This window comes from Aliikangiella coralliicola (assembly GCF_007004725.1).
GTDB classification, from domain to species: Bacteria; Pseudomonadota; Gammaproteobacteria; order Enterobacterales; family Kangiellaceae; genus Aliikangiella; species Aliikangiella coralliicola.
The window spans coordinates 291,167-316,087 of the sequence record NZ_ML660163.1; the positions used below are offsets into that span (position 1 = coordinate 291,167).

Here is a 24,921-nt window from a genome sequence, read left to right on the forward strand (position 1 = left end):
TGCTCATTTATTATTTGAAAGGCGCCATAATACGCGAAAATGACTACCTAGAAAACTCAGTTAAGTGTCTGAGCCCATTTAGCGCCAAAATATCGTTTAAAAACGTGCTGTCATCTTGTAGAAATATCTCATTGCAGGCATTATGCATGCCGATAAACGAAAGATAAACAGACCCTGATGATTGACCAAAGAAAACAGCAGTTAGCCCATTGGGCTGGTAAACAACTCAACCAGCAGCCTCCAGAACTGGAAACTGTTTCCGGGGATGCGAGTTTTCGTCGATATTTTCGCTTTTCTAACGGCGAAAGCTCCATCATTGCGGTAGACGCGCCACCAACTCACGAAGATAATCATTCATTCCATCGAGTGGCAAAAATCCTGTTAAAGCAAGGGCTACTCGTACCGGAATTTCTCAACATCGACTTTGACGAGGGCTTTATTCTACTCTCCGATCTCGGCGATAAGCTCTATCTTCCATCGCTCAACCAATCGTCAGTCAATCAGCTTTACAGCAAAGCCATCGATTCCATCATTCAGATGCAGCAAATTCCTCTGACAAATCTAGCGGAACTAACGACTTACGACGAACAAAAGCTGAATATGGAAATGGCGCTATTTCCAGACTGGTTTATTAAAGAACATTTAAAATTGCAGTTATCTGATACCGAAAAGAAGCTGATTTCAGATACGTTCAGAAAACTAGCAGATAATGCTCTGGCTCAACCCCAATATTTCGTCCACCGGGATTATCATTCTCGTAATTTAATGATCTGTGAACGCCAGACCCCTGGAATTATTGATTTTCAGGATGCAGTGATCGGCCCTATAACCTATGATTTAGTATCACTTTTAAAAGACTGCTATATCGAGTGGGAAGAAGCGGCAGTCAAGTCCTGGTGCGAGGAATACTTGAAACAGGCCAAGACAGCGGGTCTCACAAACCAGGAATTCAGCGCATTTTATAAAGATTTCGAATGGATGGGCATGCAACGACATATTAAAGTGCTGGGAATTTTTGCCAGACTCAATTATCGAGATAACAAACCCGGCTACCTGCAAGATCTTCCGCTTACCCTTAATTACTTGCGTAAAGCTGCCGCTCGCTACGATGAATTCAGAGAATTCTCTCAATTTCTCGAACAGCGCATTAGCCCGGCGATGGCAAAAATCTGATGAAAGCGATGCTACTGGCAGCAGGTCGAGGCGAAAGAATGATGCCCTTAACCGCCAAAACGCCGAAACCTCTACTTAGAATCTCAGACAAGCCGCTACTAGAGTACCATATTGAAAACCTGGTCAATGCCGGGTTGAGACAAATCGTTATCAACCATAGTTATCTCGGACAACAAATCGAAAACTACTTTGGCGATGGTGCCAAATTAGGGGCACAAATTTCGTGGTCACGGGAAACTTCTCCTCTGGAGACGGCCGGCGGAATTATTAAAGCGCTACCCAAACTGGGCGAACAACCCTTTATTTTAATCAACGGTGATGTTTGGTGTCCGTTATCTATTGATAAATTCGTGAATAGTCCACATATTGATTCGCTTAAGCGCAAACAAACACTGGCACATTTACTATTGGTTAAAAACCCTCAACATAATCCAACAGGTGATTTTGGATTAATTGAATCCATGGTGGTTAATAAAAATAGTACTATGTGGACCTACTCCGGTATCGCGGTTTTACACCCAGACCTTTTTCGTGCTCAAATTTGCGCACAATCTGAAAGTAATCAACGGGATCGGGTGCTAGCATTGGCGCCTGTCTTACGTGAAGCTGCCGACCACCAAAAAGTAACCGCTGAAATTTTTGACGGCGACTGGCAAGACATAGGCACACCTGAACGTTTAGATAATTTACGTAGCCAGGTTAAAACACAATCAGGAAATAAATAACCCATTTTACGAACATCAATATGAAAATTGCTGGAAAAATAATTTGTGGCGTTCTCGGCTTTTTGATTGGCAACATTCCCGGTCTGATTGTCGGAATTTGGCTAGGACATTCTTTTGACAAAGGAATGGATCAGGACTTCGACAATATTTTTAGTCGCAAAGATCCATCACAAACTCAAGCGGTATTCTTCGAAGCCAGTTTTGCGGTCATGGGACATTTGGCGAAAGCCGATGGCGTTGTCACCAAAAAAGAAATCGACGTAGCCGAGCAAGTCATGCACAAACTGGGATTGGTCGGAGAAAGACGCCAGCAAGCCATCGATGCATTTAATCGCGGCAAATCAAATAACTTCGATTTATCCGATTGTCTGTATCAACTGAAGCTTCATGGTTCAAAAAGTCCTAGCTTAATTCAGATGTTCATCGAAATTCAGATCGTTTCTGCAACAGCGGATGGACAAGTTTCTCAGCCAGAAATGCTGATTTTGTACCGAATTGGTGAAGAATTTCGAATTCCGAAACGTCAAATTGAGCAACTGGTCGAAATGGTGATTGCTCAACAATCATTTCATCGCGACGGCCGAACCGGCCAGTACTCATCAACCAGCGGCCCCTCCATCGAACAAGCTTACAAAGTGTTGGGCGTGTCAGCAGATTCAGGTAAACAGGAAGTTAAACGGGCTTATCGTAAATTAATGTCGCAACACCATCCCGACAAACTGGTTGCCAAAGGAATGCCAGAAGAAATGGTCAAAGTTGCCACAGAAAAATCTCAAGAAATTCAATCCGCCTACGAAATGATAAAAAGCCAGAAAGGATTTTAACTTTGCCGAACTTTTTAAAAAAACAAACTAAAAAATACTCAATCAAAACCAGCGTAACCAGTCATAAATCTTCCTTAAAGGGTCTGCTGTTTTTGATCGGCGCATTAATATCAAGCCCCGCTTTCGCAGTCGACGGCATGATGCTTAACTATGGCGTCGGCATGAGCGACGCGCTAATTCAATATAAAGATATTACCGGCGCAAAGCAGAAATCTATCGGCGTTTTCTGGAATACCGACACTACATTTCAACACGGACTCTTAGGCTACAGCGAACTAGAGTTTGAAGCTTATGCCGCAGAAATTAGCAAAGATCAAACGATGAACCTGGTTGCGGTCAGACCCATTCTCAATTTTTGGGAAAGTAGCAGTAAAGCACGCTCATGGTATTGGCAATTTGGCATTGGGCTCAGTTATTTTGACAGTAAACGATTAGACCCAATTGAATTTTCCTCTAATGCCCAGTTCGCCACAATTTTTGGTCTGGGTTTTGTGTTAGACGATGCTAGAAAGCATCGACTAACAATGCGCTATAATCACTACTCTAACGGATACCTGTCGACCCCCAATCAAGGATTGGATACCTTCACCCTTGACTGGCATATTGGTTTTTAATTTTCACAAAAGGTCGATCGGTTAACTCATTTTAAGGCACTTTACAATGACTCACACAACTCAACAAAAACAACTGGTAACAATGCTAGAGCTGCAGAATGCAATGAATAAAAAAGTGCATGAAGATTGGCTTAATCAGGGTTTCGAGTGGTATCGCGCTATCTGGATCGAATGTGGCGAGATGCTTGACCACTATGGCTGGAAGTGGTGGAAACATCAATCTCCTGATATGGAACAGGTTAAGCTAGAGTTAGTCGATATTTTTCATTTTGGACTAAGTTGTCGACTCAGCGACAGTGACGATCTGAATAAAATCGCCGAAACTCTCGAATATGAGTTTTCAGACCGACGCACAAACGATGATTTTAGAACTACGTTAGAAGACCTGGCGTTAAACACGCTACAAACCAAGTCATTTAACGCACAAATTTTTGCCGGCTGTATGCAACAGATTGACATGTCATTTGACGAGCTATTTACTAGCTATGTGGGCAAAAACGTACTTAACTTTTTCCGTCAGGATCACGGATATAAAGACGGTACTTATCATAAAGTGTGGCATGGAAAAGAGGACAACGAGCACCTGGTAGAAGTTGTTGCGACGCTTGATCCAAAAGCCGAAGATTTCGCCGATAAAGTCTACCAGGAACTCTCGAAGCGATATCCATCTTAATCAACGGAGTACAACTCGACTTCGGTTAATCCTGATTAATGAAATACGATAGGAGAATACTTTTCTATCTGACAATAAACGTCCCTTCCCTTCAAGCCACAGAGCTCTCTGGGAAGGAGTGATTTCCGCTCAAATGAATCATTCTGGAAAGTAAAGTTCCACTCTGAGAAATAAAAGACCACCGATGCTAAAAGATTATTATCGATTCGCCAGCAACAATCCGCATTTCTTGATGTTTGGTTTGCTCACCGCCTTTTTCGGCAATTATGGCCAGACATTTTTCATTGCCTGGTATGGTGAGTCATTTCAAAAAGCATTTGACTTAAGTAGCTCCGAGTATGGACTTATTTATTCCATCGCGACTCTATCAAGTGGCTTCATTATTCTCTACGCCGGTGCGCTTCTGGACAAAACACCACTCAAGAAATTCACTTTTATTACCAGCACAGGTTTGATAGCGGCGTGCTTTTTACTCTTCTTTTCCAGTGAAATCTGGCATCTGATCTTAGCAATTTTTTTACTACGCTTTTGCGGGCAAGGCCTGATGACCCATATTGCCTTTACTTCGATGGCACGTTACTTCAACAAAAATAGAGGTAAGGCGATTGGTATCGTAGGTTTCGGTATGCCCCTGGGCGAAGCAGTCTTACCATTTATTGCGGTTATTTTGATTAATCTGATCGGCTGGCGTCAAAGCTGGCTAGTATTAGGATTGGTGCTCATCATTTTTTACTGGCCAATGTTGAATTTTTTGTTGGTCAAATCCGCTGAACGTCTCAAACAGCTGACTCAATCAGCCTCACAAAATGATAGTGCAAGTGCTAATAGTTGGTCTCGTCAACAAGTAATCAAAGACAATTGTTTCTGGCTGTTACTGCCTGCGATTATGGCACCAGCTTTTATTGTTACCGGCATATTTATCCACCAAAATATTTTGCTCCAGTCAAAAAGCTGGAGTGGTGAATGGTTCGCTTTTTGCTTTATCGTTTACGCAGTTTCTCATTTAAAATCCTCTCTCGTTATTGGTTCTCTGGTCGACAAATATAGCGGTAAACGCTTAATTCGTTTTTACCTGTTCCCTATGTTCGCAGGCATTAGCTTGCTGACTTTGCCCTTTGACCACCAGCTATTTGCTGCCGCATTTATGTTTTTGACAGGATTGACTATCGGTGCCAGTGGTCCAATCGTAGGTTCACTTTGGGTGGAAATATACGGCAACCGGCACATCGGAGCCATTCGCTCAATGGTGACCTCAATTATGGTAGTTTCAACCGCCATATCACCAGTTTTATTCGGCTGGCTGCTTGATTCTATTTTTTCCTATCAGCAACTACTCTTGTGTTTATTAGTCTACTTATTCGCTGCATGGGGCGTAGTCGAGTCAATTGTTTTGCGAAAAATCAAACTCAGAACTGAAAACCCGAGAACCACGTGATGCTGGCCTTGGAGCTAACTGGGAATTCGCTTTTGCATACCAATTAGAGCTGAACTCTAACACTTGTCATAAAAGCGTCACATTTCTTTCTCTTTATTAAACTAATCTAGTAACAAGCTATAAACAATCGACTGGTAGCAGCTGCAAAAAGTTTCAGGAGTATACAATCCTGCAGCAAGGTAATTGAGAAATGAGATACTTCCGAGGAGTCAGAAGCAAGCTATTAATTTTATCGCTCGTGCCGCTTATTATTTTTAGCGCAATTGTTTTAGGTGGTGTGATACTAACCAATCAGACAAACCAAAACGCGCAGCAAGTCATGGAAACCCGGCTAAAACAAACCCAACAGCTCAATACTATTGTTCGTTCTCTCACCCACCAGGTAATTGATACTGCCCATAAAGCTCGTTCAGGGATGTTACTTTGGAACGATGCAAAGCAGAACGTGTTAGCTGGACAGGCGGCTATTGAAAAAAACTGGCAACTATTTAGTCAGTCTAAATTGACAGAAGTGGAACGAAAAACCCTTAAAGAATCTTCGCTACTTTATCAAACGACTCTCGAAACAGTGAATAAACTATCTGACTACATCGACCAGGAATCTTCATATAGTATGGGGAATTTTGTTGATTTGGAGCTTTATACCACGCTCGATCCTTTTCTAACCAAGCTTGACGAACTCGCCAATCTACAAGAACAATTGGCCAACCAGGAAATTCTGTCTAATTCACAAGAATCTACCAGAGCCAATCAACTATTTCTTGCTGCAACCGCAATTGTCGCATTATTGGTTATCTTTTTGGGAATATCGATCTACCAATCTATTAACGCGCCTTTATCAATATTAAAAGATACGATGTTTGAAGTAGAAAAAAGTTCGGACCTTGGATTACGAGCTGAAATAAATTCTCAGGATGAATTTCGTGAGATCGGTAGAAGTTTTAACTCGATGATGGATAAGATTGTTGAGCTAGTCAGTTCAGTATCTGAAACCGGCAAAGCCTTAGATGTTGCTGCAGACAAAATGTTGGACGCCTGTACGGGGGCTAAATCACAAGCTACCAGCACGCAACAAGAATTATCCAGCGCTGCGACTGCCGTAGAACAAATAACCCAATCTGCTGAATCAATCCAGAGCTACACTAAAAATACAGCCTTGGCGACCCAAAAAGCAGATGACCATGTGTCAACAAATTTCGCCACCATTCAGTTAGTCATTCAAAAAATTGAAGCGTTGGCGGAGGTGATAAATCAATCGGCAGAACAGGTTAATGTTCTACGCGAACATGGCCAACAAATTGATTCTATATTGAGTGTAATAAAATCAGTTGCCGACCAGACCAATTTGCTCGCATTAAATGCAGCCATTGAGGCCGCTCGTGCCGGAGAACAAGGCAGAGGTTTTGCCGTGGTTGCCGACGAGGTTCGTTCACTGGCACAACGCACGCAAGAGTCCACGCAAGAAATAGAGTCAGTTATTGCGAGTATCAGAGAAGCGACAGAAACCGCGGCAGTACAAATGCACAACAATGCTACCGAAGCCAATCAAAGTGCAGCGACAATCAGAAAAACCGACGAAACCTTGCAATTGATAGTTGAATCCTTTTCTACGATCATGAAGCAAAATAACTCTATTAATGACAGTTTTTCTGAACAAACCAGTGCCGTTCGCTCCATTAATAATACTGTCCATGAAATTTATTCATTGTCTGAAAAAAGTAGTAACACAGCAAACGTGGCATTAAGTGGTGCCAACGAAGTCAGCCATTTAAGTAGTGAGTTAAAACAGGCGTTTTCCCAATTTCGATACTGACCGTTTTTCCTTAAAAGCTTTTCTGGCTCATTTCAATTGTTGAACTTCATCTTAATGATGAATATTCGCATTTTTCTTTCGCCATGCAGCCGGTGTCACCCCAAACTCCTTTTTAAATTGGCGAATAAAAAAAGTCACATCATTCCAGCCAATTTTTACCGCAATATCTTCAACTGAAGACGGAGAGTGAAGTAATCTCTTACAGGCTTCACTTAAACGTGCCTTAGTCAACCATTGACCCACAGAATACCCAGTCGACTTTTTTACCGTCGCGGTTAGATGGGCGGGTGTTTTATGCAATGCCGAAGCAACATCTTTCAAAGAAATAGGCTCCAGGCAGTGTAATTGAATATAACTAAGTGCCTGGTAAGTCAGGCTTTCTCGAATTGTCCCTGATATCTGGTTATCAGATGGTAATGCTCGATAGATTTCCTTGAGTATCAACAGCAACATGCTCTTCATTATTTCGAATGATTCGATTCCCTCAGCCTGTAACTCATCTTTAAGCTCATTGATGAACGTGACCAATCTTTCACGCCGATTATCAGGAATTGAAATCACAGGCTGAGCGCCCAGTCTCACTCGTTGAAAAGGCATCATCAGAGGTTGTTCTTCGTTGATGTCCAAACAGGAAACACAAAACCCTAACCACCATATTTTCAGATCGGCTCCGCCGACTAAACGATGGGGAACACCGGCAGGAACCACCACTACATCACCCGCTCCGGCAATAATTTTATCGCCGTGCTCCATAACCAGTTCACCGGACACAATATAGGACATTGCGTGTTCAGTGTGCACCGCTTCACTGTGGCTTTCCATCACTTCACACTCAAAATAATCCACATCAAGGACAATCGTATGCGACACGATAATTTCTTCAACTTGGTTACTAATGGCTGATAATCATATCAATAGTATTCTCAAAAATCTAAAAATCAGCCGATTTTTGACGGATATCTACTCTGTTGGTAGTTTGCTCAAACCACTAAAGTATTCCTATCTGATGACATTCAAAGGAATATCCAATGACGACAATATTCAATGCCTCACAAAAACTTGAGCATCCCGACTCTCAATACGAACAATGCAAGGATGCCGAACATGACCATGAATGGACCGACGAAGTCGCCCAATGGTATGCCGAAAAGTATGGTGACTGGCCTACAACTTATGAAGTCGTTAAACACATCAATTGGCGCAGCAAAGATAATGTCGTCGATATTGGTTGCGGCACCGGCAGCACCCTGCGTGCAATCTCAAACTACGTAAAACACGGGCAATTATTCGGTGTCGATCCCATGCCGGTGATGCTTAAAGTAGCCCGGGAAACATCTAATGATAATCGGCTCAATTATCTATCAGGGTCGGCGGAGTGCCTTCCCCTGGACAATGCTTCAATAGATAAAGTGATTAGCGTCAACTCATTTCACCATTGGCGTAACATAATCGCCGGCCTCGCTGAAGTAAAACGAGTTCTGACATCGACAGGCCGATTGTTTATCGCTGAAGATCTTGATGTAATGAAGTTATCAGGTATGGATGCCCAAGAGATTCAACAACACCTGTTGAAAGCAAACTTCGAGATTGAACAACAACAATTAATTCGTCATAACGAAATCGAATTCATTTTAATAGAAGCTTCTCTACCTGCCGAGAAAGGAGCATTGTCATGAACTACGAAATACCTTTAATGGGCCTCGCGATTCATCTTCTTGTTTGGGAGAAATTACCAGCGTGGGGCAACTGGTTTAACGCTATTCTCAATCGGCTTCCTTCATCAATTCAAAAACTCTATTCGGACTGGAAGTGTGCCTATTGTTTTGGCTTCTGGATTGCGCTAGTACTGCACGCGTTGACTGACAATTTTACTTTTGCACTAATCGAAAACCTGGCTGAAAAATTTGGTAGTAGTAGTTTAATACTCGCCTGGTTTCTAGATGCACTAGCCAGCGCGACGATTATTTATGTTTCGAGTATTAGCCTGTACGCAATTAGCTATCCAGCAGTTAAAGGGCATCTTGCCAAACAGGAAATGATGGAGAATATGAAAAATGCTTCAGATTAATTGATAGTGCTAACTAAACTGTCGCCAAAACTCATCGACCAGCCTTTTCAAAATCGGTTTGTCGATGAATCTCTATGAGTCGATTAAATGCCTGAATATCAACTTCACAATCTAACTTTCGGCTAAACATAAAGTGTACATTATTTTCCGCAACCAGATAGTCAGCAGCAACAACTTTTCTTTCCGCATTCAATAATCGAACAGCTCTCATTCCATTAGCATACGCCGTAACGACATAGTCGACTCGCCCGGCCAAAAGCATTTTAAACATGTTAATCGTTTTGCCCAGCTGAAAAAGCCGCGTATTGTTTTTAGAAAATATGTCAAACTCATCACCGAGCGACGCAGCTCTGGGGCGAACCCCCAACAGCGATTTCAGTTGATCAATTTTCGAAATTTCTCTTTTGCTATCTTGCCTGAAAAAAACTTTGACCTGCTCTCTGAAAAAAGGCTGAGAAAGTAAAAATTGGCTATCACGCTCGCGGTTGTAATAACCGGCCACCAAACTAATTTCTCCTTTTTCTAAAAGTTCTAACTGACGCCGCCAAGGCAAGCCTTTAATCACCTTAAGTTTAATGTTCTCTCCTTCGGCAATTTTTTTTATTCTGGTCAGTGCAATCCCCGATAAACGTCCGCTTTCATCGCTATAGGAAATCGGGTACCAGTCCACAGCGCCGCTATAAATAAATGTTTCACACTTTTCCGCTGAGAGATTGTTAGAAAAACTCAATGTTAACCAGAAGAACAACTGAATTGTAGTGTTGTCGACTTTCATCAGATAACCTCAACCAGCCGTTTCCATTGAGTGAGTATGATCCTGCCGCCTGTTTTTCAGATATTTTTTTTCAAAAGCAGCACGCGGTAAAGGTGCCGAATAGTAATATCCTTGAATGACATCACACCCATTTTCAGCCAGCCATAACAATTGCTCATGCGTCTCGACCCCCTCCGCGACAGTTTTTAAGCCTAATTGACTCGCCAATGCTAAAATTGATGCAGGTATCGCATAATCATCAGGAATGTCAATCACAAAACTACGATCTATTTTTAACGTATCTAACTCCAACTGTCGTAAATAAGCCAAGCTTGAATAGCCGGTTCCAAAATCATCTATCGCAATCTTTATTCCTAGCTTTCGTAATTCAATAAACAGGCCCATAACTTTATCAAGATTAGTCATTAAACTTGATTCAGTTATTTCAAACTCCAGATAATGAGCGACCCCCGAGTATTGCTCAACAATTTCGGAGACACGTTTGAGAAAGCGCGGATCTTGTAATTGAATAGGCGACACGTTTACAGACATTTTAATTGCAATATTTTGCTGAGACCATGAAGCGATCATTCGACAAGCTTCTTCGATAACCCAGTAGCCAATCGGAATAATCATCTGATTTTCTTCTGCGATGGGAATAAATTCCGCTGGAGAAATAATCACATTATCAATGCTCCAACGGATCAATCCTTCGCATCCAACAACGGTTTCATTTTTTGCACTCATTTTGGGCTGTAGAAAAAGTTGAAACTGCTGTTTATCAATGGCTTCTCTGAGTTGCGTCTCAATTTTAAATCGAGCCTCGCTTTGTTCAGTCATCACAGGGTCAAAATAAGAATAACGATTAACCCCCTGACTTTTCGCATGGTACATTGCAATATCCGCATGGCGAATTAACGAGTCCACATCATTTCCATGTTTAGGATAAGAAGCAATACCGATTGAACAGGAAGTTTCGACGGTTACATTATTTAATATGACCGGTTGATTAACCGTTGCCAAAACGCTTTTTGCCAACTCTGTACACTGTCGATTATCATCGACCAGTTCACAAATAATCACAAATTCGTCACCGCCCAACCGTCCAACCCTGGCATTTTCAGGCAAACTATTTTGCAGCGCTTTGGCTAACAAGCATAACAACTGATCACCAGACGCATGCCCCATTGAATCATTGATATTCTTAAACCTGTCTAAGTCTAAAAAATAGATAGAAAACACACTTTGGCTCATTCTCGCGCGACGAATATTGGCCCTTAACTCTTCATAAATTAAGGCGCGGTTAGGCAATCCTGTTAACGGATCTCTCGTCGCTAGCTTTAGCAGCCGCCTTCTCGACATATCAAGATTAACAAGCATGCGATTAAATCGTTCAACGAGAAAGAAAAGCTCGCCCTTATCATGTCCTTTAGGAACTCTCACCTGGCGAATCCCTGGATCATCGGGATTAACGCTTTTTAAGGCATTACCAATTTGCAAAATGGGGCGCGTCAAAAATCGGTTAAATACAATCCCCAGCACGACAGCCAACAGCAAGGAGCGGATAATACTGGTCCAGAAACTAACTTGAATCTGGTTAACAAAATTGCGAGTAATCAAATGAGTATCGAAAGTGACAATCAACTTTCCGATCACATCATCTCCATACATTTCCACGGCCACATCCGGGCCGTGCAACAAACGCTCACTATGCGCCAAGTCCTCAAAAGATCGGTGAAAGTTTGATTCAAAGGATGATAATTGTGTTTTTCCGAAGCGCTTTTTCATTGAGAAATTCGAATTATTACGCAATTGAATTTCACTTGCTAAAACCATTTCTATTGCCAACAGTCCTTGTAGTGTCTCATCAGCCAAACGGTTATCTAACATCCAGGCAGATGCTGCTGAGGGTGATTCTGCTAAATCAAGAATTTGTTCCTGGGTGCGAACACTTTGTTCCCGGATCCCTTTCACCAGAAACAATACTTCAATAATGTAGATAAAACCACCGACCAATAACGCCACCCACATCCCATGAAAAACCTGACGCCAGGTAAGCGAATGCACTTTGTCGCGAAATGTCGAACTCATTAATTTCTTCATTCTAAATACACTGTTACTCGTTTAGGCGCGCCAGGCAGGGACAATCAGGAAATTAACTTCCTACTGATTAACTCAAAGCTTACAATAAAAGCCTAGTACAAATTAATTTCGCTGACGGCTAATATATTGAATATGTTTAAAAATCAGCTTCTTTTAAGTAAGAAATTCAATTTATCTTCAATAATTCAATGCTGTTGAAATAGCAACAATTAATTAAAATCTTTTTTTCTAATCAGACTAGGGTCATACGAGTTTAATCACTAACTTTTTGTTCACAAAACTGTTTGACTGAGTCCATATCACTTTCAACCGCCTTAGCAATGATTCCCTTAATAAGTGGGTAGGTTAGTTTGGGGATTAATTTATAAGGTTTTGAGTCCATAATCATAACCAGCTCAGTCTTCTCTCCTTGCTGACTCACTGTAAACACAGTATCCCAAACAGAGCCATGGTTATCAGTCACCAACCGAATTCGCTCATTTTCAACATACTCAGTTACTTCTAATTCAGTTGAAGCCTCTTTCCCGCGCATGAGTCTTGTTTCAATAAATCGCGTTCCCACGCCGCTTTTTTGGTCCGTAAGAAACTCAACTTTAGTAATATGGGGGATCGCTTCAGAAAATTGGCTAATATCGGCAACAGTGTTAAACACAATGTTCGCAGGCGAGTTAATTGTTCTAGTTATCTTGATAGGTGACATTATTCCCTCCTAAAGACGCCGATTTGATGTGAAAAAATTAATATCTAAAAAATCTAATGCCAGACCCCAGTATTATCAATAAATACCGTCAATTCAAGTTGTTGCCGGTTGCAAAACTGTCAATTTGGACCTAAGTTATAATATCAACACCGTCAATTAATACAATTTTGAGATAGTCGCTTGGATTTTTACACATTCTGGTCGTTTATATGCAGAAGCCGGATTTAACCAGACCGTTCATCAGTTTTTGTTTTTCAGGGTTACTAATCCTATCTCTCATCAATACCTCTTCTTTATTCGCTCGCACCGCTTTATCTTTTCAACACCTTAACGACCGTGATGGTCTAACAAGTGTCGCTCTTTTCGACATTACCCAAGACTCGCATGGTTTTATCTGGTTTGCCGGTGACAACGGTCTGCATCGATTTGACGGCCACCGTTTTATCGATTTTAATCACGATCCTGATGATCAGACGAGCCTGACGAGTAATACCGTATATAATCTTCTAGTCGCTAACAACGAACTTTGGCTAACCACCGCGGATGGTTATCTTCATCATCTTTTACCTGATGGAAGTTTTGAACATTTCGCCATTCAAAACTCAGTTGACGGCGAATCACAACGCGCCGATCCCTATAACATATTATTCGACAATAAAGAATCTATCTGGATAAGCACCAGCCAAGGGGTGTTTTCTTTTTCGATTCAACAGAAAAAGTTTACCAGTCATGTCGCACCAAAAGACAACGAAATATTATTTTCATTGTCTTTCGATGACGCGACTCGAGTCCTATATATTGGAGCTTCAGGAGGTAATATTTATCAGTTGCTCGTCGATAGCACTGAACAAAAGTCAGCGGTACTGAAAACACCAAATGGTCTAACCGCCATTAATATTTTTATTGATAAAAGCCGCTGGATTGTTACCGCAGAAAAAATTTTCCAGTGGAAATCAGATAATCAATTAGTCGAGGTGGAAATTCCAAAAGACGCTGAGTTCAATGGAATTCGAGAGTCCGCTATGCATAATGGGATCATATGGTTATTTTCAGATATCCATGGCCTGTTTCGCTATTCAATTTCAGAAAAAACGCTACAAAATTATGTGCCAGACCCGCACGATTTACAGAGCATTAAATCCCGCTCCGTAAGTGTCGGATATGTCGATCAAGGTGAACAGTTGTGGTTAGGTTCTCCTGGGGTCGGTGCTTTTCGAACATCGCTACGTTCAACCGGCTTTAACAAAATCGCAGCTCAAAACATGGGGCAAACGGGTCTGAGTAACAATGATTATTGTGATATCAGCGAGGCAAAGAGTGGTGAGCTTTATTTTTCGACTTGCACTGCAGGCTTTAGAAAACTTTCCCGAGATCGAAAACACTTCACAGATCTGACCTACAAACTTTCGAGCGCAATGAACTCAAACAATGGAAAACATAATGATCTGGTTAATGTTATGTCTCACTGGGTTGAAAACGAAAATAGTATCTGGCTGGGAACATTTGAAGAATTAATTCACTGGAACGGCGAAGATGAAGCGAAGGTATTCAGCGTATCACGAAGTCCAAACCAATTACCGAGCTCTGCTTTAACAATTCATAAAGACCCACAACAAAGACTCTGGATTGGCACTTATATCGGAATATCACAGTTCCTGCCAGATAAAAATCACTTCATTAATTTTAACAATCCAACCGAAAATCGAAAAGCCTTGTCAGCCAAAACAGTATTAGTGATCAAAGATGCAGGCAAAGATGAGCTTTGGCTTGGGACTCGCGGACAAGGACTTTGGCGTTTCAATGTTATTAACGGGAATACAACCCAATATGCTTTTGATTACAACATTGCAAACAGCATTAGTAACAATGATATTTACGACATCGTTGAAACGCGCAACGGCACACTATGGGTCGGTACCGGCGCCGGGCTCAATAAAGCCATATTTAATAAAGAAACCAGCCAATATGAATTCAAACGCTACACCCATAAACACGGCCTCGTTGACGATAGAATCCGTTCGATTGTCGAAGCGCCTGACGGCAAACTCTGGTTAGGAACAAACAGCGGTATTATTAGCTTTAATCCAGACACAGAAGCGAGTCTCTTTTTTAACTACAGCCACAATTTACCTGCCGGTGGTTACAATTCATCGGCTGGACTGTTAAGTCAGGACGGTTATATTTATATCGGCGGATACAACGGTCTCGCTCAAATCACGCCAAAACAGCCTCAAACTGCATTTCAACAATTTCCACTTGTTGTCACTGGGTACTCAATCGGTAACCGAAAAGTGAAGGTACTTGATCCTACAAATGTTCCCTTACTAGAACTCGACTATGAAAATAACAGACTAAAACTAGAGTTTTCTATTCTGGATTTCTCAGCCCCCGAATTTCACCGTTATCAATATCGGCTAAAAGGCTTCGAAAACGAATGGCAAGAAATAGGCCCTCAAGCTGAAGCGATCTACAATCATTTACCGTCGGGAAACTACACGCTAGACATCACCAACAAAAACAATGGCGACAATTCAAAGTTGGGCCATATTATGCTTGCAGTGAAAGTCAATCCGGCCCCATGGCGTTCATCTCTTGCCTATCTCCTATATGTATCAGTAACTTTATCAATATTGGCCATTGTTACTTATTTTAGCTGGAAAAAACGGTTGCGTGAACGCGCTTATGTCAACGCGATCAAAACCAGCGAAGAACGAATGAAACTTGCACTCAAAGGTTCAGGCAATGTCATCTGGGATTGGAAAGTGAAGTCAAATGAAGTTTATCGAGCTGGCTTATCAATACTTGGATATGAGGAAATGGAAATCACAACACCGATAGAGAGCTTCGATCAAATTATCCATCCCGAAGATAAAGAATATTGGCGCCAACTCGCTAAGAAAATTTTAAATGGAAAGCAAAATAAGTTCAGCGCAGAACTGAGACTAAGACATAAAGAAGGCCGCTGGGTTTGGATAAGAAATGAAGGAGAAGTTGTTAGGTCCTATCGAGACACAGGCAAACCTTTAAGAATTGCCGGCACGCTGCAAAACATTACAGCACAAAAATTCGCTGAACAAGAACTACGACAACTCGCCAATTATGACACACTCACCGGACTGCCGAATCGAAATTACTTCGACAAGATTCTGCCGGAATTGATTACTCAAAACAATGACAACAATGCTTTACTGGCGCTGTTATTTGTTGACATTGACAGATTCAAAAATATTAATGATTCTCTAGGTCATCAGTTCGGTGATAAGGTCCTAATTGCCGCGGCCAAAAGGTTACAGGAAACACTTCCTGACTCTACAGTTATTGCCCGATTTGGTGGCGATGAGTTTACGATAATACTAACCGAGTCAAAACACGAAAGTGACATAAAAGTTATTGCCAAATCCCTGTTAGATTCATTTTCAAGAACTCTGAGTGTGGATAACACTGAGGTAATTGTATCCCTGTCAATCGGCATCAGCCTCTGTCCTAACGACAGTCAAGTTAGCCATACTTTAATTCAATATGCCGACACCGCAATGTATTATTCAAAAAGTGCCGGGCGTAACACTTATAGTATGTTTAACATTGAATATCTTGCGCGTACATCCAAACGACTAGAATTAGAAAATAGCCTTCACCATGCCCTAGAAGCGGGAGAATTCTATCCCGTCTACCAACCCAAAATGGATGTCGAAAGCGGCTTGTGTAAAAGCGCTGAAGCTTTGCTTCGCTGGCACAGCAAAGAACACGGTCTCATTCCCCCTTCCGATTTCATTCCCATTCTTGAGGATACCGGATTAATATCACCTGTCACCGACTGGCTGTTAGAGGAAGTTTGTAACCAATATACAAAATGGACATCAAATCACGACGTGGAAATTAATCTTGCTGTCAATCTCTCTGTACGCCAATTAATGCGACAGCCGATCACCGATGCTGTGACAACCATTTTGGCAAAAACTCAAACCCCGGCCTCATCTATTGAGTTGGAAATCACAGAAAGTGCATTAATGGAAAACGCCTCGCAATTGGCTTCCATGTTAGGCGAACTAAAATCACTGGGCGTTAATCTATCCATCGACGATTTCGGCACCGGTTACTCATCTTTTTCTTACTTATCACAACTACCGGTTGATAAGTTGAAAATCGACAAATCTTTTATCGATAAAATCGAATCTGGCGAAAGAGCGAAAACGCTATGTCTGGCCATCATTTCAATGGCACACGAGCTGGGCCTGAAAGTAGTCGCCGAAGGCGTTGAAAATCAGAACCAACTTTCATTTCTGGTCGAGGCTCGTTGCGATGAAATTCAGGGTTATTATTATAGTAAACCATTAACGTCGGAACAGTTTGAAACATTTCTGTTAAACTCTTCATCAGTAAAAAAAATATTATAACAAGTTTTTAAATCCAAAAAAGAAAGCACAATTCCGTTCAGATAAGTTCTCCGCTAAAATGCTAACACGAATTTTCATTTCTTTTTTTCAACAAAAAAAATCTCCAATTAGGAATAAAAAACAAAGATAAAATGCGACAATCATACAACAACTCTCACTTGGAGATATAAAATTAAATTTCATTATTTTTTTCTTTACTTTCTTTTTAAAAACTCAGTTAAATAGGCAACAAATTCACAAACAATTGCAGGAGCGCAACCACCTCAAAACCTCTTAAACAATTTTGTTTAACAACTAATCACATCAGCAGTAAAAGTAGAACTAACTCAGAAGTGGCCTATGAAAGCTAAACAGGTCGCTGATATTTCTTAATATTATTTTGAAGGTTCTTGAAAAGTTTATTCGCTGTTTTTCGTTTTTGTCCTTCATGTTTAAGTACAGCTTAATTTAAGTGCGACCAATTTAATTACAAATAAATTTATTCATTGGAGCGAGTGAGTTCCATCTGGATTAATGCAGCTTAATTAATACAGCGTGATTATTAAAACTTGAATAATGAAAAAGTGATATTTAGCAATCGCTAAAGCTTGATCAATATAAATCATCAATATTCTTTTTATCCGAATAAGGAGGACAGTATGAAAAAAGGCAGAATGTTAATAACAACAGTCTTATCCGTTATTTTAGCCTCAATGACCGGACTAGCCGGTGCGAATCCCTCAACAGGAAACTCAGCAAACTCAAATCAGGCGGTAAACCCCGCACCTCCGCTCAAAGAGTTTACTGACCGAATAATCGTAAAGTTTAAAGAAGGCACCGCCGCGGCTCAAAACCTGGCAGATACAAGATTGCTATCAGAAACAATCGGCCAATCAGTCAAGTTTGTTCGCATCACTGCATTAGAGTCTGGTGTCTATCAACTTGGACAAAGAATTGAACTAGAGCAGGTCTATCAACTAACAGACCTAATCGCCCAGAGAGCCGACGTATCATACGCCGAACCAGACGCGATGATGCAAGCGGTCCTCACGCCTAATGACTCACGCTACAACGAGCAATGGCATTATTTTGAAAATAATGGTGGCATAAGAATGCCGACCGCCTGGGATCAAGCGACCGGGCAAGGCGCTGTTGTTGCGGTATTAGATACCGGATATCGCCCTCACGTTGATCTCAATAGTAATATTCTGGCCGGATATGACATGATAAGCGATACTTTTGTTTCTCGTGACGGTGATGGTCGTGACAGTAACGCGCAAGATCCAGGTGACTGGACTAACGCCGGTGATTGCGGTAGCAACAACCCGCCATCTGACCGCTCAAGTAGCTGGCACGGCACTCATGTGGCCGGCACAGTTGCCGCTAAAACCAATAATAGCATCGGCGTTGCTGGTGTTGCCTTTAACGCTAGAATCGTTCCAGTGAGGGTGTTAGGTCGTTGCGGCGGTTATGTATCGGATATATCTGACGGTATCATCTGGGCGGCAGGAGGCAGCGTCAGCGGCGTTCCGGCTAATCAAAACCCGGCTAACGTCATCAATCTCAGTCTTGGTGGTGGCGGTGCATGCGGCAGCACTTATCAAAATGCGATCAACTACGCCACAGGCCAGAATACAACGGTCGTTATTTCAGCAGGCAACTCCAATGCAAATGCAGCTAATTTTCGACCTGCTAACTGTAACGGTGTCGTCACTGTCGCAGCAACCAATCGCAGCGGCGGCAAAGCTTTCTATTCTAATTTCGGCAATGTCGTCGAAGTGGCTGCACCCGGGGGCGCAATGGGGCCGACTGCCAATGGCGTGTTATCTACACTAAATACCGGCACAACAACTCCGGGAAGTGACTCTTACTCTTTTTACCAGGGAACCAGTATGGCGGCTCCTCATGTAGCCGGCGTAGCAGCCCTGATGTATGGTTTAAACGCCAATCTTACATCAGCTCAAGTGGGGACTATTTTGCAAAATACGGCGCGTTCATTTCCCGCAACCTGCAACCAATGCGGCTCAGGAATTGTCAATGCGACGGCAGCTATCGCCGCTGTACCAGGTTCCAGCCAATTACTATCTGGCAAGATAAGCCTCAACCATGTCTGGAAAACAACTGCAATTTCAGGCTTAAGTAATCCTCGTGTTGTCATGGGAATTCCCAGTTTCGCGGGCTCCCAGCCGACGACAGTTAGAGTCAGAAATGTCAGCGCCAGTAGCTTTCAGTCTCAGATAGATGAATGGAATTACCTCGACGGCGCCCATGTCACGGAAAGTATTGCCTATCTGGCAGCCCAAAATGGTAACTCTACTTTCGGTTCACTCGACGTGAAATCCGGAAGCGTCACTCTGAATCACGGTTGGAAAACCGTCAACTTCGGCTCAACCTTTTCTAATGTGCCAGTCGTTGTCGCACAAACGGCAACGTTTAACGGACCCGCTGCAGTGACACATCGCATCAGAAATGTCACCAGCAGTAGTTTTCAAATAAGGCTTCAGGAAGAAGAAAATGCCGACGGCATCCACGCAAATGAGCAAGTTCACTGGATTGCAATAGAAAGCGGCAGCACGACATCAGGCGGCAAAAAACTAACCGTGGGTAGAACTGGTAACGTAGTCACACACAATTGGAGAACGATTAACTTTGGCAGCACGACAAACCCAAAGGTTATCGCAGCAATGCAAACTTTTGATGGCGGCGATGCAGCGGCACTCAGACACCGAAACCTGACAAACTCTAGCGTTCAGGTAAAAGTTGAAGAGGAGCAATCAAAAGATTCTGAAGTCGCCCACACAACTGAAGTGGTCGGCTATATCATTATCGGTAATTAGTCAGCCAATTTAAGATCAGGTAATTTAATGCGGCACACGGCGAATTAAAAGACGCATTAAAAAACCAACCTAACAGCTCGCTCCGGCGGAAATGAAATATCAGGAGCGAGCTTAATCTCTGACAAATTAACCGAAATAAACAAGCTGAACTTGGTGATTTCATATTGAGATATTTCAATGAAAAACGTCAATTGCTTCAAAAAATATGCTTGAGTAGGTTGACTTTCACCAATACAAAGGCTTAATTTATAGTCTAAAACACTCCTGTCAAAGTAAGGGATTATTACACCCAGACAAATCCAACCTTATGCTTCATCCGATTTAGTTTATCTTGATCAGGGCTATTCGAAAGGCGCTCTACTCGTCAAAGGAGGAAGGGTATTGTGAACAACATCATTCATATCGGCGTTTTCAGTAGTGTAAAAATATACCAGGAAGGTATCGTTGAAAGGTTAAAACAAGAATCAGGAATGGCAATTGTAACGCCAGATTTGGCTCAATACCGTAAGGCTTGCTTGTTTCTGGATCAATTTGAAATTCTTATTATCGATAATGGTTACTCTCACCTCGCAGAATTTGTTCAGCTCACCAAACAACAAAAACCAGGGCTAAAAATTATTGTATTAAATCTATTAGATGACGATCAGAGTATTATTCAGTGCATGGAGTATGGCGTAGATGGCATTATCTCTAAGCAAGAATCTCTGGCTGATCTGATGGATTGTATTCAAACCGTTATCAACAACAAAAAGCGCTACAATCCTGACGCAATTCAACAGCTTATCGGACGATTTTCCCACAACAACTATACGGGTGAGAAAAAACATCTTGAGTCATTAACTGGCCGCCAAAAAAATGTGCTCGAACTGGTTGAGATGGGATATTCTAATAAACAAATAGCTAGAACCCTGGGAATTGAAGTGGCCACCGTTAAAAATCATGTTCATTCGATTCTCGAGAAACTTGAAGTGAGTAGTCGGTGTGAAGCGGCTGCATTTTTTCGTCGGCAAAATTCGAATGGACCGACCTATCGAGCGAGTTGATAGTCATTCGGACAGTTTATACATCCATAGATATTTTAATCAGAAAACGACTTCAGGTTTAACAGCATTGCCAACAGAAATCATTCAAGTGTATGATTTCTCTATCTAAGTATTGTTCCAAACAAAGCGGAGTACCCAATGCAGTGGACTGTTTATTTATCAGGCGAAATTCATTCAGATTGGCGTCAGCAAATCGAACAGGGCGCAGAAGCCCACGGGCTACCAGTTAAATTCACCTCGCCCATCACCAACCACGAAGCAAGTGATGCAGCTGGTGACGTGCTTGGTTCTGAGCAAGATAATTTCTGGCGCGATCACAAGTCAGCTAAAGTCAACGCAATACGCATACAGACTCTAATAAAAAACTGTGATATCGCTATTATTCGCTTTGGGGACAAATATAAACAATGGAATGCTGCATTCGACGCAGGTTTTTGCGCAGCACTTGGCAAGCCTTATATCACTCTACATGACGAAGCAATTATTCATCCCCTCAAAGAAGTCGATGCCGCTGCGATGGCATGGGCGCGAACGCCGGAGCAAGTGATCGAAGTTTTAAAAAATATTATTTCTGTTTAAGTGCCTAAACTGCTGCAATCATGTTGGATTAGGTTGCAAAAATCGCGACTAATCCAACTTACAAAATCATATCGTTTATTCAAATTTATGATTAACCGTGTTTTTTCATGTCGGGAAATTAATTGATGTCACTTGAAATTCAACTACGCAATGCCGTCGATGCGGATATTCCATTTTTATTGTCACTACGAAATGCAACAATGAATGACTATCTGGAAGAAGCGGGAATACCAACTGACGAAAAGTCACACTTAATTCGCATCCAATACCGTTTTGATGATGCCCAAATTGTGTGTCATGCAGATAAACCTATCGGTTTGTTTAAGTACTATGTCGACGATAATGGTTGGCATGTAACGCAAATTCAAATTCTACCGACTTATCAAGGAAACGGAATCGGTGCAACGCTTATAAAAAACCTACAACAGCAGGCGAGTGAAAAACAATCCACTGTCACCTTAGGTGTCTTAAAATCTAACCCAGCTTTAAGGCTCTACCAAAAGCTCGGCTTTATCATTATCGATGAAAACGATGAAGAATTTCTTATGCGTTATGAATCGGTAACAGACTAACAGGTCACTTAAAAACTATTATCTACCGAATCTTTTTGCCGCTCTGATTTTCGCTTTCTCGGCTTCAATTTCTCGGTTTCTAGGCGGTGCAGAAGTAGTTAAAGATTCAATCAGTTCACGCGCAACATCAGTTACTTTGTTCACCGCCAACTCAAAAGCCGCTTCATTCGCTTTTGAAGGATGAGTAGAACCGCTAAGTTTACGCACAAACTGAAGTGCAGAAGCTCGAATCTCTTCTTCCGTTGCAGGTGGGTCAAAATTAAAAAGCGTTTTTATGTTTCGGCACATTTCGGGCTCCACTGATATCGTTGTCGTAAAATTTGTATTACCTTTTAGAGCAGAGTCAATTGACTTTGCAAAAAACCAGGATTTGAAAAATAAACAACATTGAGCAAGGCATTGAAATCACTTTCCAATGCCTTGCTTTTGTTATTAACAGAATATCATCTTTACTTGAGCTGATTTAGTTGATTTTTGTCCGGCTAGTATCATAAATGCGCTCCCACATTTGCACAAATCCTTCAGCAGAATTGCCAATATTATTGGTATCCGCTCCAAGGTTGTTCATATCATGGAGTAGACCCGGAAGTAACCCAATGTGGGCTAATCCTTTCCGGTTGAACTCTGTGTACCATGACGGTCCAGCAGGCATACTACCTTGCGCGGTGGCTTGTTGTTGCCGTTGTGATTCATCAACAGCACTAGCACAAGCTTCCGCGCCAAAACGCGGCGGCATTTGAGTAATAAAACCATTAAAGTCTGAGGCAAAAGCAACTTTCACATTTCTATCGTTAGCGTATTGATAAAACTGAGTAAAAGAACGAGAGGAGCCATCGCAATTATTGGTGACGGCAGCATCAGAAAAAGGCGTATAACTTTTCATACCTTCTTCCCCAGTTCGTAACCCCAAAACACCGCCGGTTTGTCTCACATACTCCAAAGTTTCATCAGTGGTAACATGCTCTTTGAGAACCTCTTTGTCCTCAGGCAGTAAGAGGTTATCTATGCGTGTGTGAGAATTAAATAGTGGGTAATACTGTTTTGCCTTTGCCAATTGATAAACACTTCGTTGAGTATTCAGTGATAAATGAGCAATATCAATCAACATGTTTAACCGCATCATTTCACTGATTAGTGCACTACCTTCGTTAGTTAAGCCTAAAGGGTTATTGACGCCATTGCCACCTGAAGCATAGTCGATGTCCCGATCAAACCAGGATTTGATTTGGCTATTAACTTTCATTACATCGCGATGATAGGCCGCGCCTGCGAAAATCGTATTTGATTGATGGGCAATCTGAATGCTGCGCACTCCCATATCATAAAAATCGTGTAACTGTTGTAACCAGGAACCATCACTCCTCGACATAATATCGCTCGCTTCAACGGCAAGCACGACGGCTAACTTACCTGCTTCGATAGCACGACGAGCTTCCCATGGGTCACGGACAATTTCATACCAGTTACTTTGCTCAGCCATCTTTTTCAAGGAGTTAATTTGCCTTTTAACGGCTTCCATATCAGCCGGCGACAGCTTGTTATTGTGGTTGCCTGAAGCAATCATCGCCGCAGAAACCCACTGATTGTTTACCAAAGATGCGACCATTAAATTCAACCCATTGTCATGGGCTTGTTTCAGCCATTGTTCGGTGACCTGTTGATGTTTAATATCGCTCCATTTGGGCCAATCATTAAACGTGGGATAACCATAAATTTTGTCAGGATGCGGCGCGACTAACTCATTAACCTCAATACCGAGGGGAGTCAAGTTTGCATGATTATAACCATCGCAAGCATGCGCTCGCGCGTTCAACGGGCCGACACTATGATCACCCCAATACCATCCAGCAGAAAAAGCAAGAGAGGCCGCCTGATGAACATGAACATCGGCAAATCCCGGCACCGGTTGTGAATGAGTCGTTTTAATTGGTTGCCAGACTCTCCCTTCTCCAGTTGGTCGAATTAAATCAATTTTAAAACGCGCTCGACCAGTTGGGCTATTGCCCAAAAGCCTCACCGACACTTTTTGATTTTTAATATTTGTTAATCGCCGGCTCCAGGAATCACCAATATACCGCCTGCCACCTCTCACACTAAATTCCCAGTGCTTGGTTACCGCCCCATTTTCTGCAGTAGAACAAACCACGAGCGTTGTTTTACCACCAAAACGAGAACCGTCTAACTTTGTTATTTTGACATCTAATGAGTTAATATCTGATGCCGTTGCCTGGATGATTCGCTTCGTGGAGAAACTAATGATGTTACTGGTTTGCTCGGTAACTAGCCGTCGTGGACCAGGTGTTCCTTCGCCATTGTGAAAAATTTCTTCGTTGGCCATATCAAATAGATTATAAATCACATCAGTATCGCCACAGCTGGCGGCAAAACCGGTGGAAGATATTGAAATACCGGCAATAAAAGTGCATTGCAAAACTTTTTTCTTCATTTTATTTTCCCTATATTAAAAGCTATTTTACAAACTTAATTATTGTTAGTGAGCAGACGCTCGCTCAAACTCAATCCGCTTCAGTTTTACAGCAGACAAAAGAATCTCAACTCGTTTAGAAAAAGTCTATTTTTTTGAAATTTATATGATGAAAGTTTACGAATTGAGATATATCTGGCTTTTAATATT

The 24,921-nt window shown here is 41.9% G+C and carries 20 protein-coding genes; 14 read left to right on the forward strand and 6 right to left on the reverse strand.

Annotation, left to right across the window (positions count from 1 at the left end):
• Positions 1-177: 177 nt before the first annotated feature.
• The 7 genes from FLL46_RS10060 (at position 178) to FLL46_RS10090 (ending at position 7,257) form a co-directional block, all read left to right on the forward strand.
• Positions 178-1,173: an aminoglycoside phosphotransferase family protein gene (locus FLL46_RS10060; protein ID WP_142893382.1), complete on the forward strand. Its 996-nt coding sequence runs from the start codon at positions 178-180 to the stop codon at positions 1,171-1,173.
• Positions 1,173-1,898 carry an N-acetylmuramate alpha-1-phosphate uridylyltransferase MurU gene (gene murU / locus FLL46_RS10065; protein WP_142893383.1) on the forward strand — a complete coding sequence of 242 codons (726 nt, stop codon included), beginning with the start codon at positions 1,173-1,175 and terminating at the stop codon, positions 1,896-1,898. The genes FLL46_RS10060 and murU overlap by 1 nt, the downstream gene beginning before the upstream one ends.
• 20 nt (positions 1,899-1,918) lie before the next feature.
• On the forward strand, positions 1,919-2,722 hold the full coding sequence (gene djlA / locus FLL46_RS10070; RefSeq protein WP_142893384.1) for a co-chaperone DjlA: 804 nt from the start codon (positions 1,919-1,921) through the stop codon (positions 2,720-2,722).
• A gap of 2 nt (positions 2,723-2,724) precedes the next feature.
• On the forward strand, positions 2,725-3,336 hold the full coding sequence (locus tag FLL46_RS10075) for an acyloxyacyl hydrolase (protein WP_142893385.1): 612 nt from the start codon (positions 2,725-2,727) through the stop codon (positions 3,334-3,336).
• Positions 3,337-3,382: 46 nt separating this feature from the next.
• The gene (locus FLL46_RS10080; protein WP_142893386.1) at positions 3,383-4,009 is read left to right on the forward strand and encodes a dUTP diphosphatase; all 627 of its coding nucleotides are present in this window, start codon (positions 3,383-3,385) and stop codon (positions 4,007-4,009) included.
• Positions 4,010-4,193: 184 nt separating this feature from the next.
• The gene (locus FLL46_RS10085) at positions 4,194-5,444 is read left to right on the forward strand and encodes an MFS transporter (protein ID WP_142893387.1); all 1,251 of its coding nucleotides are present in this window, start codon (positions 4,194-4,196) and stop codon (positions 5,442-5,444) included.
• 190 nt (positions 5,445-5,634) lie between these two features.
• Positions 5,635-7,257 carry a methyl-accepting chemotaxis protein gene (locus FLL46_RS10090; RefSeq protein WP_142893388.1) on the forward strand — a complete coding sequence of 541 codons (1,623 nt, stop codon included), beginning with the start codon at positions 5,635-5,637 and terminating at the stop codon, positions 7,255-7,257.
• Positions 7,258-7,308: 51 nt separating this feature from the next.
• Here FLL46_RS10090 and FLL46_RS10095 read toward each other — a convergent pair whose 3' ends face one another.
• Positions 7,309-8,127 (reverse strand): AraC family transcriptional regulator, encoded by an 819-nt coding sequence (locus tag FLL46_RS10095; protein ID WP_142893389.1) that lies wholly within the window; start codon positions 8,125-8,127, stop codon positions 7,309-7,311.
• Positions 8,128-8,285: 158 nt separating this feature from the next.
• Here FLL46_RS10095 and FLL46_RS10100 point away from each other — a divergent pair, with 158 nt between their 5' ends.
• A complete protein-coding gene (locus tag FLL46_RS10100; RefSeq protein ID WP_142893390.1) occupies positions 8,286-8,933 on the forward strand; it encodes a class I SAM-dependent methyltransferase in 648 nt (215 codons plus the stop codon).
• A complete protein-coding gene (locus FLL46_RS10105) occupies positions 8,930-9,325 on the forward strand; it encodes a hypothetical protein (protein WP_142893391.1) in 396 nt (131 codons plus the stop codon). The genes FLL46_RS10100 and FLL46_RS10105 overlap by 4 nt, the downstream gene beginning before the upstream one ends.
• A 31-nt stretch (positions 9,326-9,356) precedes the next feature.
• Here the strand turns inward: FLL46_RS10105 and FLL46_RS10110 are convergent, their stop codons facing one another.
• The 3 genes from FLL46_RS10110 to FLL46_RS10120 all read right to left on the reverse strand — a co-directional run bounded on the left by FLL46_RS10110 (position 9,357) and on the right by FLL46_RS10120 (position 12,882).
• Positions 9,357-10,100, reverse strand: coding sequence for a substrate-binding periplasmic protein (locus FLL46_RS10110; RefSeq protein ID WP_142893392.1), 744 nt, complete (start codon positions 10,098-10,100; stop codon positions 9,357-9,359).
• Between the two features lie 9 nt (positions 10,101-10,109).
• Complete coding sequence (locus tag FLL46_RS10115; protein WP_168204121.1) at positions 10,110-12,170, reverse strand: putative bifunctional diguanylate cyclase/phosphodiesterase; 2,061 nt, start codon at positions 12,168-12,170, stop codon at positions 10,110-10,112.
• 265 nt (positions 12,171-12,435) lie between these two features.
• Positions 12,436-12,882 (reverse strand): SRPBCC family protein, encoded by a 447-nt coding sequence (locus tag FLL46_RS10120; protein ID WP_142893394.1) that lies wholly within the window; start codon positions 12,880-12,882, stop codon positions 12,436-12,438.
• Between the two features lie 209 nt (positions 12,883-13,091).
• Between FLL46_RS10120 and FLL46_RS10125 the strand changes: the two genes are divergently transcribed.
• From FLL46_RS10125 to FLL46_RS10145, 5 genes are all read left to right on the forward strand, one after another.
• Positions 13,092-17,276, forward strand: coding sequence for an EAL domain-containing protein (locus FLL46_RS10125; protein WP_142893395.1), 4,185 nt, complete (start codon positions 13,092-13,094; stop codon positions 17,274-17,276).
• 638 nt (positions 17,277-17,914) lie between these two features.
• Positions 17,915-20,092, forward strand: a complete 2,178-nt coding sequence (locus tag FLL46_RS10130) for a S8 family serine peptidase (RefSeq protein WP_142893396.1) — start codon at positions 17,915-17,917, stop codon at positions 20,090-20,092.
• 383 nt (positions 20,093-20,475) lie between these two features.
• Positions 20,476-21,135, forward strand: a complete 660-nt coding sequence (locus FLL46_RS10135) for a response regulator transcription factor (RefSeq protein WP_142893397.1) — start codon at positions 20,476-20,478, stop codon at positions 21,133-21,135.
• A 138-nt stretch (positions 21,136-21,273) separates the two neighbouring features.
• On the forward strand, positions 21,274-21,714 hold the full coding sequence (locus tag FLL46_RS10140) for a YtoQ family protein (protein ID WP_142893398.1): 441 nt from the start codon (positions 21,274-21,276) through the stop codon (positions 21,712-21,714).
• Between the two features lie 125 nt (positions 21,715-21,839).
• Positions 21,840-22,286: a GNAT family N-acetyltransferase gene (locus FLL46_RS10145; RefSeq protein WP_142893399.1), complete on the forward strand. Its 447-nt coding sequence runs from the start codon at positions 21,840-21,842 to the stop codon at positions 22,284-22,286.
• Positions 22,287-22,304: 18 nt separating this feature from the next.
• Here the strand turns inward: FLL46_RS10145 and FLL46_RS10150 are convergent, their stop codons facing one another.
• Together FLL46_RS10150 and FLL46_RS10155 are read right to left on the reverse strand one after the other, a co-directional pair.
• The gene (locus tag FLL46_RS10150) at positions 22,305-22,574 is read right to left on the reverse strand and encodes a DUF2277 domain-containing protein (RefSeq protein ID WP_142893400.1); all 270 of its coding nucleotides are present in this window, start codon (positions 22,572-22,574) and stop codon (positions 22,305-22,307) included.
• Between the two features lie 175 nt (positions 22,575-22,749).
• The gene (locus FLL46_RS10155; RefSeq protein ID WP_142893401.1) at positions 22,750-24,732 is read right to left on the reverse strand and encodes a membrane dipeptidase; all 1,983 of its coding nucleotides are present in this window, start codon (positions 24,730-24,732) and stop codon (positions 22,750-22,752) included.
• Between the last annotated feature and the right edge of the window lie 189 nt (positions 24,733-24,921).